Source organism: Mesorhizobium sp. YR577, from assembly GCF_900116595.1.
Lineage (GTDB): Bacteria > Pseudomonadota > Alphaproteobacteria > Rhizobiales > Rhizobiaceae > Mesorhizobium_M.
This window is the reverse complement of sequence record NZ_FPBI01000014.1, coordinates 62,236-77,779: the sequence shown is the minus strand read 5'-3', so window position 1 is coordinate 77,779 and position 15,544 is coordinate 62,236. Positions and strand designations below refer to the sequence as shown.

The 15,544-nt window shown below is 63.3% G+C and carries 12 protein-coding genes, 1 tRNA gene and 2 riboswitches; of the genes, 3 read left to right on the top strand and 10 right to left on the bottom strand.

Features of this window, described 5'->3' with window-relative positions; all coding sequences use genetic code 11:
• Positions 1-6 precede the first annotated feature (6 nt).
• On the top strand, positions 7-1,092 hold the full coding sequence (ugpC, locus tag BM413_RS20470; RefSeq protein WP_091916420.1) for an ABC transporter ATP-binding protein: 1,086 nt from the start codon (positions 7-9) through the stop codon (positions 1,090-1,092).
• Positions 1,093-1,300: 208 nt separating this feature from the next.
• Here ugpC and BM413_RS20465 read toward each other — a convergent pair whose 3' ends face one another.
• The 9 genes from BM413_RS20465 to metH form a co-directional block, all read right to left on the bottom strand.
• Positions 1,301-2,335 carry a DUF6925 family protein gene (locus tag BM413_RS20465; protein ID WP_091916419.1) on the bottom strand — a complete coding sequence of 345 codons (1,035 nt, stop codon included), beginning with the start codon at positions 2,333-2,335 and terminating at the stop codon, positions 1,301-1,303.
• 20 nt (positions 2,336-2,355) lie between these two features.
• Entirely contained in the window at positions 2,356-3,129 is a 774-nt protein-coding gene (locus BM413_RS20460) for an ABC transporter ATP-binding protein (RefSeq protein WP_091916418.1), read from the bottom strand.
• Positions 3,126-4,127 carry a FecCD family ABC transporter permease gene (locus tag BM413_RS20455; RefSeq protein ID WP_091916417.1) on the bottom strand — a complete coding sequence of 334 codons (1,002 nt, stop codon included), beginning with the start codon at positions 4,125-4,127 and terminating at the stop codon, positions 3,126-3,128. The genes BM413_RS20460 and BM413_RS20455 overlap by 4 nt, the downstream gene beginning before the upstream one ends.
• Positions 4,124-4,951, bottom strand: a complete 828-nt coding sequence (locus tag BM413_RS20450; protein WP_091916416.1) for an ABC transporter substrate-binding protein — start codon at positions 4,949-4,951, stop codon at positions 4,124-4,126. Before BM413_RS20450 ends, BM413_RS20455 begins: the two co-directional genes overlap by 4 nt.
• Before the next feature lie 53 nt (positions 4,952-5,004).
• Positions 5,005-6,873, bottom strand: a complete 1,869-nt coding sequence (locus BM413_RS20445; RefSeq protein ID WP_091916415.1) for a TonB-dependent receptor domain-containing protein — start codon at positions 6,871-6,873, stop codon at positions 5,005-5,007.
• 194 nt (positions 6,874-7,067) lie between these two features.
• Positions 7,068-7,276, bottom strand: a riboswitch (cobalamin riboswitch).
• Positions 7,277-7,330: 54 nt separating this feature from the next.
• Positions 7,331-7,579, bottom strand: coding sequence for a hypothetical protein (locus tag BM413_RS20440; RefSeq protein ID WP_091916414.1), 249 nt, complete (start codon positions 7,577-7,579; stop codon positions 7,331-7,333).
• Positions 7,580-7,582: 3 nt separating this feature from the next.
• Positions 7,583-8,686 (bottom strand): FAD-binding oxidoreductase, encoded by a 1,104-nt coding sequence (locus tag BM413_RS20435; RefSeq protein WP_091916608.1) that lies wholly within the window; start codon positions 8,684-8,686, stop codon positions 7,583-7,585.
• 99 nt (positions 8,687-8,785) lie between these two features.
• On the bottom strand, positions 8,786-10,033 hold the full coding sequence (locus tag BM413_RS20430) for an aromatic ring-hydroxylating oxygenase subunit alpha (protein ID WP_091916412.1): 1,248 nt from the start codon (positions 10,031-10,033) through the stop codon (positions 8,786-8,788).
• 123 nt (positions 10,034-10,156) lie between these two features.
• A riboswitch (cobalamin riboswitch) is annotated at positions 10,157-10,365 on the bottom strand.
• A gap of 75 nt (positions 10,366-10,440) precedes the next feature.
• Positions 10,441-14,238, bottom strand: coding sequence for a methionine synthase (gene metH, locus BM413_RS20425; protein WP_091916405.1), 3,798 nt, complete (start codon positions 14,236-14,238; stop codon positions 10,441-10,443).
• Between the two features lie 334 nt (positions 14,239-14,572).
• Here metH and BM413_RS20420 point away from each other — a divergent pair, with 334 nt between their 5' ends.
• Positions 14,573-14,872 (top strand): DUF982 domain-containing protein, encoded by a 300-nt coding sequence (locus BM413_RS20420; RefSeq protein WP_091916397.1) that lies wholly within the window; start codon positions 14,573-14,575, stop codon positions 14,870-14,872.
• Between the two features lie 151 nt (positions 14,873-15,023).
• The gene (locus tag BM413_RS20415) at positions 15,024-15,308 is read left to right on the top strand and encodes a DUF2218 domain-containing protein (RefSeq protein WP_091916396.1); all 285 of its coding nucleotides are present in this window, start codon (positions 15,024-15,026) and stop codon (positions 15,306-15,308) included.
• Positions 15,309-15,406: 98 nt separating this feature from the next.
• Here BM413_RS20415 and BM413_RS20410 read toward each other — a convergent pair.
• A tRNA-Ala gene (locus BM413_RS20410) sits at positions 15,407-15,482 on the bottom strand.
• Positions 15,483-15,544: the final 62 nt, after the last annotated feature.

The following is a 15,544-nucleotide window of genomic DNA, read 5'->3' as shown; positions in this document are numbered from 1 at the left end:
ATAGTCATGGCGGGCCTGTCGCTCCAGAAAGTGAAGAAGCGCTTCGGCGAAACCGAGGTGATCGGCGGCGTCGATCTCGACGTCAAGGATGGCGAATTCGTCGTCTTCGTCGGGCCGTCCGGCTGCGGCAAGTCCACGCTGCTGCGCATGATCGCCGGGCTCGAAACCACCTCGGACGGGCGCATCGAGATCGGCGGACGCGACGTGACCGGCGAAGACCCGGCCAAGCGCGGCATCGCCATGGTGTTCCAGACCTATGCGCTCTACCCGCATATGACAGTGGCGACCAATATGGGCTTTCCGCTGGAGATGGCGAAGCGGCCGAAGGAAGAGATCGACCGCAAGGTGGCGGAAGCCGCCAAGATCCTGCATCTCGAACCCTATCTGCAACGCAAGCCGCGCGAGCTTTCCGGCGGCCAGCGCCAGCGCGTGGCGATCGGGCGGGCCATCGTGCGCCAGCCTGGCGTGTTCCTGTTCGACGAGCCGCTGTCCAACCTCGATGCCGAATTGCGCGTGCAGATGCGTATCGAAATCGCGCGGCTGCATCAGGAACTCGGCACGACGATGATCTACGTCACCCACGACCAGGTCGAGGCGATGACGCTGGCAAGCCGCATCGTCGTGCTGCGCGCAGGCCGCATCGAGCAGGTCGGCGCGCCGCTGGAGCTTTACGAAAACCCCGACAACAGTTTCGTCGCCGGCTTCATCGGCTCGCCGCGCATGAACTTCGTGCCGGTGACGGTCGTCGGCGTGGAAGGCGGCAAGGCGATGGTAGCGGCGCCGAAGCTTGGGCTGACGGGCATGGCGGTCGCGACGCGCGGCGCGCCGCCTAAGCTTGGAACGGCGGTCAGCCTCGGCATAAGGCCCGAGCATTTCGTGGTGGCAGACGGGGCAGCCAGCGCGCTTTCCGGCAAGGTCACGCTGGTCGAGCGTCTCGGCGGCGTCACCTACGCGCATGCGCAACTGCCCGAGGGTGGCACGATCACCGTGGAAAGCCGCGATGCCCGCAGCTTCAACGCCGGCGACGGCGCGCGCTTCGGCCTCGACGGGACGCGGGCGTTTCTGTTCGATCAGGACGGGAAGCGGATTTGAGGGTTGCGCTGCCCCTCACCCTTACCCTCTCCCCGTAAGGACGGGGAGAGGGGGGCGTCAGCGTGGAGCTTCGTTCTTCTTTCCCTATTGATGGGCAGAACAAGGTTGGCCGCTACGTCGATGACCCCCCTCTCCCCGTTTTTCACGGGGAGAGGGTAAGGGTGAGGGGCAGCGCTGCACTTGCCGGAATTTATCCTTGCTTCTTCTTTCAATGCCCCGGTGAATCATCGTCCTCCAGTTCGGCGTCGCTGCGCTGGTCATGCACCCTGCGCCATATCGTAAGCCGGTGTGCCAGTTCGGAATCCTGCTGATGCTCGGCCAGCCGCGCCTGCTGGCGCAGCGCCAGGCGCACGACGCCGCGCTCGAAGCGGCCATCGGGAATGACAAAACCTTCCGGGTCGCCGCCACGTTGCAGCGCGCCGAGAACGGTCCGCTTCAGCATCACCAGATTGGGGTCGCCATAGGCGGAATAAAGATCCTGGAAATGCCGATGCAGCCCAGCATCGAATTCGATGTCTTCGCCCATGGCACCGATGACCGGATTGCCGGGGTGAAGCGAACCGAGCGGCATCAGCCCTTCCGGGATCGGCGTGTTGGCGGAATGGGTGCGACCGGTTCGCAACAGCTTCGGCAGCAGATGCGTGTGCGGACCGGGGGGCGAGACGCCGCCGGTGTCGGGGCCGCCAATCTTCTGGAACACCTCGACGCGGCCGATATGGGTCAGCGCGACGCGGTGCGGGTGGGCGGAAAGAATGGCCGGCATGGCGGCATTGTCGTGCTCGAACAGCGAATGGCCGAGATTGGCGCGCAGCACTGTCAGCAGCTTCGGATCGCTGGTGCGGATGCAGAAATCGCATTGCGGGAGCGACAGACCCATGTCGAACAGGATGCCGGTGTGGTCTATGCCGCGAATGGCGTCGTCGTCGGGACCAAGCTCTGTCAGGACGGAACGGGCCTCACGACGCGCCAGCGCTTCCGGCAGGCACAATGCGACCGCCTGGCTCCAGCGATGGGCGCGCGGGCTGACGGTTTCATAAGCGACCGGCACCACTTCATCCAGCCGCTTGCGGTCGATATGGATCGCGCCGCGCCGGGTCGCGCGCGACAGCGTGAAACCATCATCGATGACCGGCGTCTCGTCGCGGTCCTGATGGAACTCGGCGATTGCGCCGAAGGTGCCCATGCTCCAGCCCGTCTGCCAGTCGCGGAGATGATCGCGAATGAGATTTTGCAGCGTTTCCATGTTTCGCCCTCCCAAGTCCGTCAGCCGGCGATGTCCAGCGGCATGACCAGCATTCCGCCCTGCGCCTCGCCGAGATAAGCCTCCACGCCATAGACCGAGCGCAGGCGCGCGGCCGTCAGCACCGCGCGCGGCGCTCCGTCGGCAACGATGCGGCCCTTGTCGATGAGGACGAGCCGCGTGCACCAGCGCGCCGCAAGGCCAAGATCGTGCAACGATGCGACGACGCCCCGCCCCTCCAAGGCAAGCTCCGCAAACAGGCGCATCAGCGTGATCTGGTGCGAAGGGTCGAGGCCGGCGGTCGGCTCGTCGGCCAGCAGCAGCGGCGCATCCTGCGCGAGCGCGCGGGCAATCAGCACCCGCGCTTTCTCGCCACCGGAAAGGTCGGTCGCCGGACGGTGGCGGAAGGCGTCGACCTCCATGCGGCGCATGGCTTCCTCGATCTTTGCCGTGTCCTCCGCATCCAACCCGGCGAAGGCAGGGCGATGCGGCGCGCGGCCGAGCGAAACCAGCATTTCGACCGAAACCGGCCAGCCGATCTCGCGCTCCTGCGGCAGATAGGCGAGGTGATGCGCGCGCTCCTTCGCCGGCATGAAGGCTGCATCCTTGCCGGCAATCGCAATCTTTCCGGTCGAGGGGATGAGGCCGAGGGCCGCCCGCAGCAGCGTCGATTTGCCGGCACCATTCGGGCCGATCAGCCCGACGAACTCGCCTTCCTGAACGGCAAGCGAAAGCCCGTGCAGTACCGGCTTGCCGCCGAGCGAAGCATGAAGTTGATCGATGGCAAGGAGGGTCACAGCAGGTTCCTCCGCGTGCGGTAGACGAGCCAGAGGAAGAACGGCGCACCGACGATGGCCGTCAGGACGCCGAGCTTGAGGTCCTTTCCCGGCGCGATGATGCGGACCAGAATGTCGGCGGCGAGCAGAACGCAGGCACCGCCGAGCGCGCTGGCCGGCAGCAGCCGCGACGGGCGCGAGCCGACCAGCGGACGCAATATATGCGGCACGACGAGGCCGACGAAGCCGATGGCGCCGGCAACAGCGGTTGCGGCCCCCACAGACGCGGCGGTGCCGAACACTGCCAGGAACTGCACGCGGCGCATATCGACGCCCATGCTGGCGGCGGCGTCATTGCCGAGCGTCAGCGTGTCGAGCGCCCGCCCGAGCGAGGCGAGCATGACCCAGCCGACGATCATGAAAGGTGCGGCGAGCCAGACATGGGTCATGGAGCGGTCCGTGAGCGAGCCGAGCATCCAGAACATGATTTCGAGTGCGGCAAACGGGTTCGGCGACAGATTGAGCGCCAGCGAGGTCATGGCGCCGGCGAAGCTCGAAACGGCGACGCCGGCGAGGATGATGGTGAGCGCGCCGCCCTTCATGCCGGCCATGGCCTGCACGATCAGCACCGCGAGCACGGCTCCGGCAAGCGCTGCCAGCGGCAGGCCAAGCGGGAAGACGGCGGAGAAGCCGGTATAGATGGCGATGACCGCGCCGAGCGAGGCGGTGGCGCTGACGCCGATCAATCCCGGCTCTGCCAGCGGATTGCGCAGATAGCCTTGCAGTGCTGCACCAGACAAGCCGAGCGTCGCGCCGATCATCAGGCCGAGAATGGCGCGCGGCAGGCGGATTTCCTGCATGATGAGGGCGATGGCGCCGGCCTTCGATGAGAACAGTGCGGCGATGCTTTCGCTAAAACCAAGTGCGGCCGGGCCGACGGTGAGCGACAGCAGGAACAGGACGAACATGGCTGCGCCAAGCACGATGAGCAGCAGGCGGTAGCGGGCGGTCTCGCTCATTTGGCCGCCCCCGCCGCGTCCTGCAAAATCTGGGCGACCTCAAGTGTGAAGGGCGCGCCGCAGATGGAATATTTCGAGGGAATGTTGACCGCCTTTTTGCCCGCTGTCAGCGCCTTGAAGGCTGGGTGGACATAGCCCTCCTCGGCCAGTGCTGGGCCTGGATAATCGCCCTCGCTGGAGATGACGAGATCGGGACTGGCGAGCACCAGCAGCTCCAGTGGCAGTTTCGACGTGCCGGTGAGGCCGAGCTGTGCGGCGATGTTTTCGAGGCCGGAGATGCCGATCAGCGCATCGACCAGCGTGCCGGAGCCGGAGGTGTAGCTGTTGGCGTAGTAGGTAGCGACAGTCTTGCCGGAGGGCGGCTGCGCGCGGAGCTTCGCTAACGCGTCATCGATCTCGGCCAGAAGCGCAGACGCCTTTTCCTGCCGTCCCAGAAGCGTGCCCATGCGCGAAATGTGTTCGCGGATGTCGTCAAGGGAATTTGCCGGCGCAAATTCCTCGACGCGAAAGCCGAGCCGCCGCAGAAGCTCGACGGTCGTGCGCGTCGTGAAGGTGCCTGCGATGATCAGGTCCGGCTGCATGAGAAAGACTTCCTCGGCCAGCCCATGGTTGACCACATAGCCGCCGGCCTGATCGGCAAGCACCGACGCATTCCTGTCGCCGGCGAGATAGGAGACCGAATAAAGCTGGCCCTCGCCGGCGATCAGCATGGCGAGCTGGTCGGTGCAGACATTCATCGAGACGACGCGATGCGGAGCCTCGGCGGCGAGAGCCGCAGAGGCGTTGAGAACCGAGACCATCAAGATCGCCATGATTCGTTTCATGCTTTTCTCCGGGCACCGGGCCCCAATAGAGGCCCGATGCAGAACCTCACCGTTCAGAACGTTCGCGTAAAGCTCAGATTGAAAGTGCGCCCCGGCGCGCGGTAGTCGGTGACGGTGGCGTATTCCTCGTCGAACATATTCTCGACCGAGAATTTGAACTGCGACTGCGCATCGAGGGCGTAGAGCGCCGAAAAGTCCACGGTCACGTAGTCCGGCAGTTCGACGGTGTTGGCGGCATTGGCATAGCGAGCCGCGCCGTAGAGAACTTTCGCCGTCAGGTCGAGCTCTTCGGTCGGGCTGTAAGTGAGTTCGGCCGTTGCCTTGAAGCGGTCGCGATAGGGAATGTACTTGCCATTGTCCTGGTTGAGCGGCTCGCGGATGTCGACCGTGGCCTTGCCGCTCCATTCGTCGCTGAAGCGGTGCGCCAGCGTCGCCTCGAAACCGGTTATGCGGGCGCTGGCGACGTTGAACGGGAGGTAGGTCGGCGGGTTGGAAGCGATCGCGTCGGTCAGGAAGGTCTGGTAAAAGGCGAGGTCGAGGCTGGTGCCAGCCGTCGCCTGCCAGTTCAGCCCGACCTCGTAGGAGCGCGACTTTTCAGGCTTCAAATCCGGGTTGGAATAGCCGGGATAATAGAGATCGTTGAAGGTCGGCGCGCGGAAGCCGGTGGCGTAGGACGAGCGCAGCACGAGATCGGGCAGCACTTCGTAGCTCGCGCCGACATTGTAGGTGGTGGCGCTGCCGAACTGGCTGCTGTGATCATAGCGGATGCCCGTGTCGACGCGGAGCGCCTCGTACTCCAGCGAATACTGGCTGAAAAGTGCGGCCAGGTCGCGCGAATCGACGGCGAAGTCGACGGTCGAATCGACCTGCTCGCGATAGGCTTCGACGCCGCCCGTCAGGATGTGGCTGGCCTTGCCGGTCTCGAAGCGTTTTTCGGTCGAGGCGAAGATGCCGTAGCGCTGCGTGTCGAACTGGCTGTCGCCACCCGGCACGTCGTCGCGGAAATTGGTCGAGTAATCGAGGCCGGAGCTGAGTTCTACCGTCGACGACCAGCTGTCGGAATGCAAAACATGCGCGCCCACTTTTCCGGCAAAGGTCGTGGTGTCGACTTCGTTTGCGGATGGGAACGTCGCGTCGTACTGGCTGCGGCCGCGCGCGAAAAGACCATCGGCATAGAGCCGTCCCCAATCAAATTCCTTCGACAGCGAAAGATTGGCCGAGCCTTGCAGGAAGCCGTCATCGTCCGGCTCGTGACCCCAGGCGAGCGGCGTGGTGAAGTCATAGCCGCGCGTGCCGAGCAGGCTGCCGCTGAACGCGTAGTTCACGCCGCTTTCGCTGCGGCCCTGGACGGTGCCGGAGACATAGCCGCCCCAAGGATGGGTAACGCCGGTGGTGAGCGTGGTACAGGCATTGCCGCCGTCGGCGCAGGCTCCGCCCTGTTTGGTGATGATGTTGACGACACCGCCCATGGCGTCGGCACCGTACTGGGGCGAATGCGCGCCCTTGGCGACCTCGATGCTTTCGATCGAAGCCAGCGGGATGTTGAAGATGGAGGTCGTGCCGCTGGTGGCCGAGCTTGCCCGCACGCCGTTGATCAACACCAGCGTTTGGGTGGCCGACATGCCGCGCAGATAGACATTGGCCGACGCCCCCTGCCCGCCATAGGAAATGATCGAAACGCCGGTATAGGACTTCAGCAGCGACGGCAGGTCGGGTGCTGCCGACTGCTCGATCTCCCTGCGGTCGATGACCGTCACCGACGAGGTCGAGCGCGCCAGCGTGGTCTCGCGCCGCAGCGGCGTTGTGACGACGACCGTGTCGAGTTTGATTACGTCCGCGGCGCCGTCATCCAGCTCCTGCGCGCCGGCATTGTTCGTGAAAGCCAGCGCCAATGCGCCAGCCAAAATGGTCGATTTCTGCATGTCTGCCCCCGATAGGCTTTTGGCGGGCGGCAAAGCGCGCCCGAAGGTTTGATGACAAACCGCAGACAGGAAAATGATCGACAGGCAGACTATGAAACGACGACATCGAACCCTCGGCCAACCCCGGCATGCGGCAACACTTTTTCAAATGTCACCGCCACGGGCGACCGCGCCTGAACACACCCCGTGTTCAAGCATGGGTGACCGGAAAAGGCAGGTCTCCTGACTTCCGGGTCTATGCTTGTCTTTCGCCTTCCCAATCGCGCTGAAGCGCTTTTAGTGGCCTGGTTGAAAGAAAGCTCGCCGGCTACAGTTGCGGGGGCAGTCTCGGCTTCGATCTGTCGATCTCACCGTGTTCCCTTTTCATCCGCCGTGAAGCGGAACCAATTCCGATTCCACTGGTAGCTGTGCGTCCGGCGAGCGTCAACCGGGTTTGGCCGGTTGTGCAGATCAGATGCTATGAGGCCGCGCCCTCGGCGGCAGTGATCAGAAGTGCGCGCAGACGCCGCAGGTCATCGGGCAGCGGCGCGCGGCGATCGAGCCGCGCCACTTCGCGGGCGGCGGCAGTGCGTATGTCGCTGCCTTGCGGCAGCCATAGCAGCCAGGACAGGAAGATCTCTTCCGGGCACGACAGGGCTAGGTCTTCGACAGACGCAGCCGAGCCGGCGGAACGCTCGATCGCGCCCGATTGCCAATGCGAACCCATGGGTCAGGCCTCGACCGTCAGCGCACCGAGCGGCTTCGAACAACAGGCGAGGATAAAGCCGTCCTCGATCTCGTGGTCGAGAATGCCGCCATTGTGGCTCATCTCGACCTCGCCCGAGACCTTCTTGATCTTGCAGGTGCCGCACAGGCCGAACTCGCATGCGGCTGATATGCGCACGCCGGAAGCGCGGGCCGTCTGCAGCACGGTCTGGCCGGAGACGCAGTCGGCATCGATATCCGACAGCGCAAAGCGGATCGGGGTGATCTGCTCGACAGGCGCGCTATCGGGCGCGGGCGTGGAGGCGTCGGAGAACGGCGCCGGAACGACTTCGACCGGAGGCGCGCCAAAGCTTTCCTGATGATAATGCGCCATGTCGAAGCCGGCAGCCTCGAGCATCTGGCGCACCGCGCGCATGAACGGGTCTGGACCGCAGCAGAAGACTTCGCGGTCGCGGAAATCGGGGGCGAGCAGCGGCAGGCGCACGGCGTCGATGCGGCCCATGTGACCGCTCCAGACCTCGCGGTTCGAGCGCTCCTCGATGAGGAAGCCGAGCGACAGGCCGGGCATGCGGCTGCCGAGCAATTCGAGCTCCTTGCGGAAGATGATCTCTTCCGGGCGGCGCGCGCAGTTGACGAAGGCGATGTCGGTCCATGGCGCGCAATCGTTCAGCCAGCGCAGCATCGACATCATCGGCGTGACGCCGGAACCGGCGGAGACGAACAGGTATTTGGCCGACGGATGGTTGTGATGGGAGAAATCGCCGGCCGGGCCGTAGGCCTTGATGTGGACGCCGGGCACCAGATTGTCGAACATCCAGCGTGTGCCGACGCTGCCGGCCTGCGCCTTGACCGTGACCGCGATGGAGAACGGCCGCGACGGGCTGGACGACAGCGTGTAGGTGCGCATCAGCGGGCCGTCTTCCAGCGGCAGTTCCAGCGTGACGAACTGCCCCGGCTGGTAGCGGAACCAGGTCTGGTTGTCCGAGCGGAAGATGAAGGTCTTCACCTCCGACGCCTCGTCGATCACGCCGATGCATTCCAGCACCTGCAGCCGGTCGTTCCACGGCACCATCTCGTCCAGATGCCGATAAAGGGAAAGTTCCGTCATCGCGTTCATCCGCTTAGTTCCGTTTGATTGACCATGAGCTTGTCCGAAAACCGGCAGCCACTTTTCGCTAACGCGGTCCTACGGTTCGGGCTCATGGTTTTAGGCCACGCTGCGCAGCGCCGGCTTTTCGCCCTCGGTCAGGCGCGGTTCGATGAAGTTGCAGTACCATTCGACGAACTGCATCACGCCGCCCTCATGCTCTTCCGAGTAAGGTCCGGGCTCGTAGGCCGGCGACTTGATGCCGAAGGCATTTTCCTCGACGATCCGGCGGTCCTGGTCGTTGGTCTCGGTCCAGACATGGGTGAGTTCGGCAAGATCGTAGTCGACGCCTTCGACCGCATCCTTGTGGACCAGCCATTTGGTGGTGACTGCCGTTTCGGTGGCCGAGATCGGCAGCACGCGGAAGGTTACGGCATGGTCGCCGAGCACGTGGTTCCACGTCGTCGGATAGTGATAGAGCAGCAGCGCGCCGATCTTGTCGGCTGTTACTGTATCCGACAGGTTCTTCTTCACCGCGCGCTTGCCGGACATGGTGTAGCTGACGGCGTCGCGCAGCAGCGGCGCACGCGTGGCGCGGTATTGGCCACCGGCATCAATGCGGAACTTGCTCGGCAGGCCGACAGCCTCGCACTTCGCCCAATGAGCAAGCATTTCCGGGTCGCTTTCGGCACCGTTGACGCCGGTGACTGTCGGAGCTTCCGGGAAGGTCTTACAAAGTTCGGGATGGTTCGCCGCGCAGTGATAGCACTCGCGGTTGTTTTCCCAGACCAGCTTCCAGTTGCCCTTCTCGATGATGGTACTTTCGAAAGCGACTTTTGCTTCGCGCAGGCGATGCGGCAGGAGATAGGGCTCGACCATCGCGCGCATCGGCGCGAAATCCGCCGGCTCCTTGGCGAGGCAGATGAAGATGTAGCCGCCGACGCTTTCGCAGGCGACAGGCTTGAGGCCGAACTGGTTCTTGTCGAAGCCTTCGGCCATCTGGCGCGCAAACAGCAGGCGGCCGTCGAGCTCATAGGTCCACTGGTGATAGGGGCAGACGAGCTTGGCCGTGGTGCCCTTTTCGGCGGTGCAGACGCGCGAGCCGCGATGGCGGCAGGAATTGTGGAAGGCGCGGATGTCGCCCTTCTGGTCGCGCACGACCAGCACGGGATAGTCGCCGATCTGCGCGGTGATATAGCTGCCGGGCTTCGGCAGTTCGCAATCATGGCCGAGGAATAGCCAGTCGCGATACCAGATCAGGTCGAGATCCAGCTTGAAATAGTCCGGATCGATGTAGAAAGCCTGCTCGAGGCTGAAGCCCTCGCGGCGGTTGCGTAACTGCCGCAGCATCTCATTGCGCGCATCCATGTCCTGTCCTCGCTATCCAAGGACTGAACTGGTGGTGATGTCAGGGGAGAAAGATTGCACGGCAACGCCCGCTGGAGCCTGTCCGCGCAAAAATCCGCCGCTTGATCGCCCACCGCGATCAGTCGAATTTACAACACTCAAGGCTGGTTTCCGGGCTCTGGAGCGGTCCTGCAGGACCCGTCACGGACACCTTCCCAAGCCATTTGCGGCTCAGTGGTCTCCCGCCGTGACATTCTCCACCACCGTTGCGGGGGCAGCGCCGGCATCAAACCGGCTTCCCAATTCTCCGGTCCGCGATCAAGCGCACCAGCACCTCAAGTGTCCCGATATAATCACCGAATCGGCGCGCACGGCGATACGAAAGCGACATGGCCCAAGCGCAAAGGCGACAGCGGAAAAATCCCCCGCTATTCCGCCGCCTCGGCACGGGGCGCCGGCACGTAATTGAGGATCGGACCGAGCCAGCGTTCGACCTCGATCACCGCCATGTCCTTGCGGGCGGCGTAGTCCTCGACCTGATCGCGCTCGACCTTGGCGACGCCGAAATAATAGCTTTCAGGGTGCGAGAGGTACATGCCCGAGACGGACGAGCCGGGCCACATCGCCATGCTTTCGGTCAGGCTGACACCAGCCTTTTTCTCGGCATCGAGCAGCCTGAACAGCGTCACCTTCTCGGTATGGTCTGGCTGCGCCGGATAGCCGGGCGCGGGACGGATGCCCTGATAGGGCTCGCCGATCAACTCGTCCGGCGCGAGGGCCTCATTCGGCGCGTAACCCCAGAATTCCTTGCGAACCTTTTCATGCATGCGTTCGGCGAAGGCTTCGGCGAAGCGGTCGGCCAGTGCCTTGACGAGGATGGAGGAATAGTCGTCGTTGGCGCGCTCGAAGCGCTCGGCGATCGCCACTTCCTCGATGCCTGCCGTGACCACGAAGCCGCCGACATAATCGGGCTTGCCGCTGTCTGCAGGGGCTACGAAATCGGACAGTGCGACGTTCGGGCGGCCGTCGCGCTTGGCAAGCTGCTGGCGCAGCGTGAAGAAGGTTGCGAGTTCCTGCGCCCTACCCTCGTCGGTGTAGAGCCGAACGTCGTCGCCGACGGCATTGGCCGGCCAGAAGCCGATGACGCCCTTTGGCGCGAACCATTTTTCGGCGATGATCTGCTTCAACATCGCCTGCGCATCCTCGAACAGCTGGCGCGCGGCCGGGCCCTGTGCCTCATCTTCCAGAATCTTCGGATAGCGGCCCTTCAGCTCCCATGTCTGGAAGAAGGGCGTCCAGTCGATATAGCGGGCGAGTTCGGCGAGGTCCCAGTTCTCGAAGGTGCGCGTGCCGAGGAAGGACGGCTTTGGTGGCTGGTAGTTCGTCCAGTCGATCCGGTGCGCATTGGCGCGCGCCTTGGCCAGCGGCAGGCGCTGCTTGTCAGCCTCGGAGCGGGCATGGGCGTCCGCCACCTTCTTGTACTCGGCACGGACATTATCGACATAGCCGGGCTTGGCGTCGGCCGACAGCAGGCTGGAAACCACGCCAACGGCACGGCTGGCGTCGGTGACATAGACGGTCTGGCCGCGCTCATAGCGCGGGTGGATTTTCACCGCAGTGTGCACGCGGCTGGTCGTCGCCCCGCCGATGAGCAGCGGGACGCTGAAGCCCTCGCGCTCCATCTCGGCAGCGACATGCACCATCTCGTCGAGCGAGGGCGTGATCAGGCCGGACAGGCCGATGATGTCGACATTCTGCTCTTTCGCTGTCTGCAGGATCTTGGTTGCCGGCACCATGACGCCGAGATCGATGATCTCGTAATTGTTGCAGGCAAGCACGACGCCGACGATGTTCTTGCCAATGTCGTGGACATCGCCCTTCACCGTCGCCATCAGGATTTTTCCGGCGCTCTCGCGGCCACTGGAGGCAATGCCGTTCTTGGCATTGGCGATCTTCTCGGCTTCCATATGCGGCAGGAGGCCGGCAACCGCCTGCTTCATGACGCGGGCCGATTTCACCACCTGCGGCAGGAACATCTTTCCTGCGCCGAACAGATCGCCAACGACATTCATGCCGGCCATCAGCGGGCCTTCGATGACGTGCAACGGCCGCTCGGCCTTCAGCCGCGCTTCGTCGGTGTCGGCGTCGATGAATTCGGTGATGCCGTTGACCAGTGCGTGGCTGATACGCTGCTCGACCGGCCATTCGCGCCAGGCGAGATCGCGCTCCTTGGCCTCCTTGCCGGCCGTGCCCTTGTAGCGCTCGGCAAGCTCCAGCAGGCGTTCGGTGCCATCCTCGCGGCGGTTGAGGACGACGTCCTCGCAGGCTTCGCGCAGTTCCGGGTCGATCGATTCGTAGACGCCGAGCTGGCCGGCATTGACGATGCCCATATCCATGCCCGCCTGGATGGCGTGATAGAGGAACACGGCGTGCATGGCCTCGCGCACCGGCTCGTTGCCGCGGAAGGAGAAGGACAGGTTCGAGACGCCGCCGGAGATATGGACATGCGGCAGCGTGTCGATGATTTCACGAGTCGCTTCGATGAAATCGACGCCGTAATTGTTGTGCTCCTCGATGCCGGTGGCGACCGCGAAGATGTTGGGGTCGAAGATGATGTCTTCCGGCGGGAAGCCGGCCTGCTCGGTGAGCAGCTTGTAGGCGCGGGTGCAGATCTCGACTTTTCTGGCTTGCGTGTCGGCCTGGCCCTGCTCGTCGAACGCCATGACGACGACCGCCGCGCCATAGGCCCGGCAAAGCTTCGCGTGATGCAGGAAAGCCTCCTCGCCTTCCTTCATCGAGATGGAATTGACCAGCGGCTTGCCCTGCACGCATTTCAGCCCGGCCTCGATCACATCCCATTTGGAACTATCGATCATCACCGGCACGCGGGCGATATCGGGTTCGGCGGCGATGAGGTTGAGATACTCGACCATCGCCTTTTGCGAATCGATCAGGCCTTCATCCATGTTGATGTCGATGATCTGCGCGCCATTGACGACCTGATCGCGCGCGACATCGAGGGCTGCGGCGTAATCTCCTGCCGTAACGAGCTTGCGGAACTTGGCCGAGCCGGTGACGTTGGTGCGCTCGCCGACATTGACGAAGGGGATTTCGTCGGTGAGCACGAAAGGCTCGAGGCCCGACAGCCGCATCTTCGGCTCGATCTCGGGCAGTGCGCGCGGTGGATATTTCTTCACGACTTCGGCGATGGCGCGGATATGCTCGGGCGTCGAGCCGCAGCAACCGCCGACGATGTTGACCAGGCCTTCGCGCGCAAAATCCTCGATCTGCGCGGCCATGAATTCCGGGCTCTCGTCATACTGGCCGAATTCGTTGGGCAGGCCGGCATTGGGATAGGCGCAGACGAAAGTGTCGGCGACATCCGAAATTTCGGACAGATGCGCGCGCATGGCGTTGGCGCCGAGCGCGCAGTTGAGCCCGATGGTGAACGGGCTGGCGTGGCGAACCGAATGCCAGAAGGCCGTCGGCGTCTGGCCCGACAAAGTGCGGCCGGAAAGGTCGGTGATGGTGCCCGAAATCATGATCGGCAGATCGATGCCCTTCTCGGCAAAGACCTCGCTGCAGGCGAAGATCGCAGCCTTGGCGTTCAGCGTGTCGAAGATGGTCTCGATCAGGATCAAATCGGCGCCGCCGTCGATCAGGCCGCGCAGCTGCTCGGCATAGGCGATGCGCAGATCGTCGAAGGTTACGGCGCGGTAGCCAGGATTGTTGACGTCCGGCGAAATCGAGGCGGTGCGGTTGGTCGGCCCGAGCGCGCCGGCGACGAAGCGGCGCTTGCCGTCTTCCTGTTCGGCGCGGATCGCCGCGCGGCGCACGAGACGCGCTCCATCACGGTTGAGATCGTAGACCATGTCCTCCATGCCGTAGTCGGCCTGGGCAATGGAGGTCGAGGAGAAGGTGTTGGTCTCGATGATGTCGGCGCCGGCGATGGCATATTTGTAGTGGATTTCCTCGATCGCTGCCGGCTGCGACAGGATCAGAAGGTCGTTGTTGCCCTGCTGGTGGCAGGCGCAGCCGCCGAAGCGCTCGCCGCGAAAATGGTCCTCGTCGAAGCCGAGCCCCTGGATCTGCGTGCCCATCGCGCCATCGAGGATGAGGATGCGCTCGCGCGCCGCCTTTTCCAGTGCAGCACGTATCTCCGCGCCGTCGCGCGGTGCTGAAACGGCACCGAACAGTGCATCGAGGGTGTTATTTGACTGCGACATATTTTGCACCTTAAGCGACATGTCTGCGCATGTCACATAACGACATCTTTATGTCAACATATCATACCATGCTGATTTTACCACTGGCTGCATTCTTCCGACGGATCGCAAAGCCCGCACTCGCGTCGCGCAATCGCACAGGCGCGAATTCGCAGGCCAGAGACCTATTATGGCTGCAGTTTCGAAGGTCAAAGCGGCATTGTTTGTCCTGATGCAACCTCTGTCGGCCCCCGGCGTTTAACCACATGTCTCGATCGTGATTGGCGCGAGGCACATGCATGCCCATATTCTAGCGGGGCGGGATTTCTTCTCTGATCAAGAGATGAGGTTTGAAATGGACAGGTTGCAGTTCGTCATTCCGGTACGCATAAACCCGGAAGCTGGCCAGCCGGTTACGGAAATCTACAGCGTCGACGACGCCATGACCTTCCTTCACGAGTGGCCGGTCGGCAGGCAGGGGCCTGTCTATCAGACCGCGATGAATGCCTGCCTGGCTGCCATGATCGAGCAGGTTCCGACCGAAGATGCCCGCAAGGCGTTCACAAGCTTTGCCCGCGTCTCCAAGATCCTCACCAAGGACGACGCCCATGCGCTCGTGCTGGACGGGGACGGCGAGATAAGGCCGGCGCATTAAGCGTCGACAGGGACCGTGAGCCGCAACTTCAGATAACAATCATGTGTGCGTTGAGCCTGACGGTCGCCATCGGCCTGTGAGAACGGCTGCTGATGACCTAGATAGACCGCGTCAAGGCAAGCTTCGCCGCCAATGCAAAGGGAATAACATCGTGCCGAAATCGAAAGCCGTGGTCGAAACCGAGAATGCAAGCCGCTACCTGCAGCAGCTTTGCAAACATTGGGGCCACAAATTCACGGTCGATTTCACCCCGATCAAGGGGCATATCGATCTCGGTGAAGGGCGTCTGGTCGATATGGACGCAAGCCCGACCGCGCTTACGGTCGAGGTCGAAGCCGCTGACCTGCCGCGAATGGAACAGGTCGTCGCCGACCATATCGTGCGCTTTGCGTTTCGGGAGGAACTGGCTTTCGAGTGGAAGCCGATCGGCGGGTAGAGATTTTGCGGGGGGGGCACTTCGAATTTGTGCCCTTCCGCAGTTCAAACACGCGAGCCGGGAAAAGCTTTCGAAAGAATCAATCGCTTGGGAATATTTGGTGGAGCCAAGCGGGATCGAACCGCTGACCTCCTGCATGCCATGCAGGCGCTCTCCCAGCTGAGCTATGGCCCCATTTTCCGAATTTAGAACCCGGACACCGTTTCCGGCGAGTAGTCCGACCGGGGCTGGCCCCG

Bases quoted from the DNA above. Each gene is read 5' to 3' on its own strand.
- BM413_RS20440 (WP_091916414.1), bottom strand. From the start codon at position 7,579: ATGGGTTCGCATTGGCAATCGGGCGCGATCGAGCGTTCCGCCGGCTCG.
- BM413_RS20450 (WP_091916416.1), bottom strand. From the start codon at position 4,951: ATGAAACGAATCATGGCGATCTTGATGGTCTCGGTTCTCAACGCCTCT.
- ugpC (WP_091916420.1), top strand. From the start codon at position 7: ATGGCGGGCCTGTCGCTCCAGAAAGTGAAGAAGCGCTTCGGCGAAACC.
- BM413_RS20420 (WP_091916397.1), top strand. From the start codon at position 14,573: ATGGACAGGTTGCAGTTCGTCATTCCGGTACGCATAAACCCGGAAGCT.
- BM413_RS20445 (WP_091916415.1), bottom strand. From the start codon at position 6,873: ATGCAGAAATCGACCATTTTGGCTGGCGCATTGGCGCTGGCTTTCACG.
- metH (WP_091916405.1), bottom strand. From the start codon at position 14,238: ATGTCGCAGTCAAATAACACCCTCGATGCACTGTTCGGTGCCGTTTCA.
- BM413_RS20465 (WP_091916419.1), bottom strand. From the start codon at position 2,335: ATGGAAACGCTGCAAAATCTCATTCGCGATCATCTCCGCGACTGGCAG.
- BM413_RS20435 (WP_091916608.1), bottom strand. From the start codon at position 8,686: ATGACGGAACTTTCCCTTTATCGGCATCTGGACGAGATGGTGCCGTGG.
- BM413_RS20455 (WP_091916417.1), bottom strand. From the start codon at position 4,127: ATGAGCGAGACCGCCCGCTACCGCCTGCTGCTCATCGTGCTTGGCGCA.
- BM413_RS20430 (WP_091916412.1), bottom strand. From the start codon at position 10,033: ATGGATGCGCGCAATGAGATGCTGCGGCAGTTACGCAACCGCCGCGAG.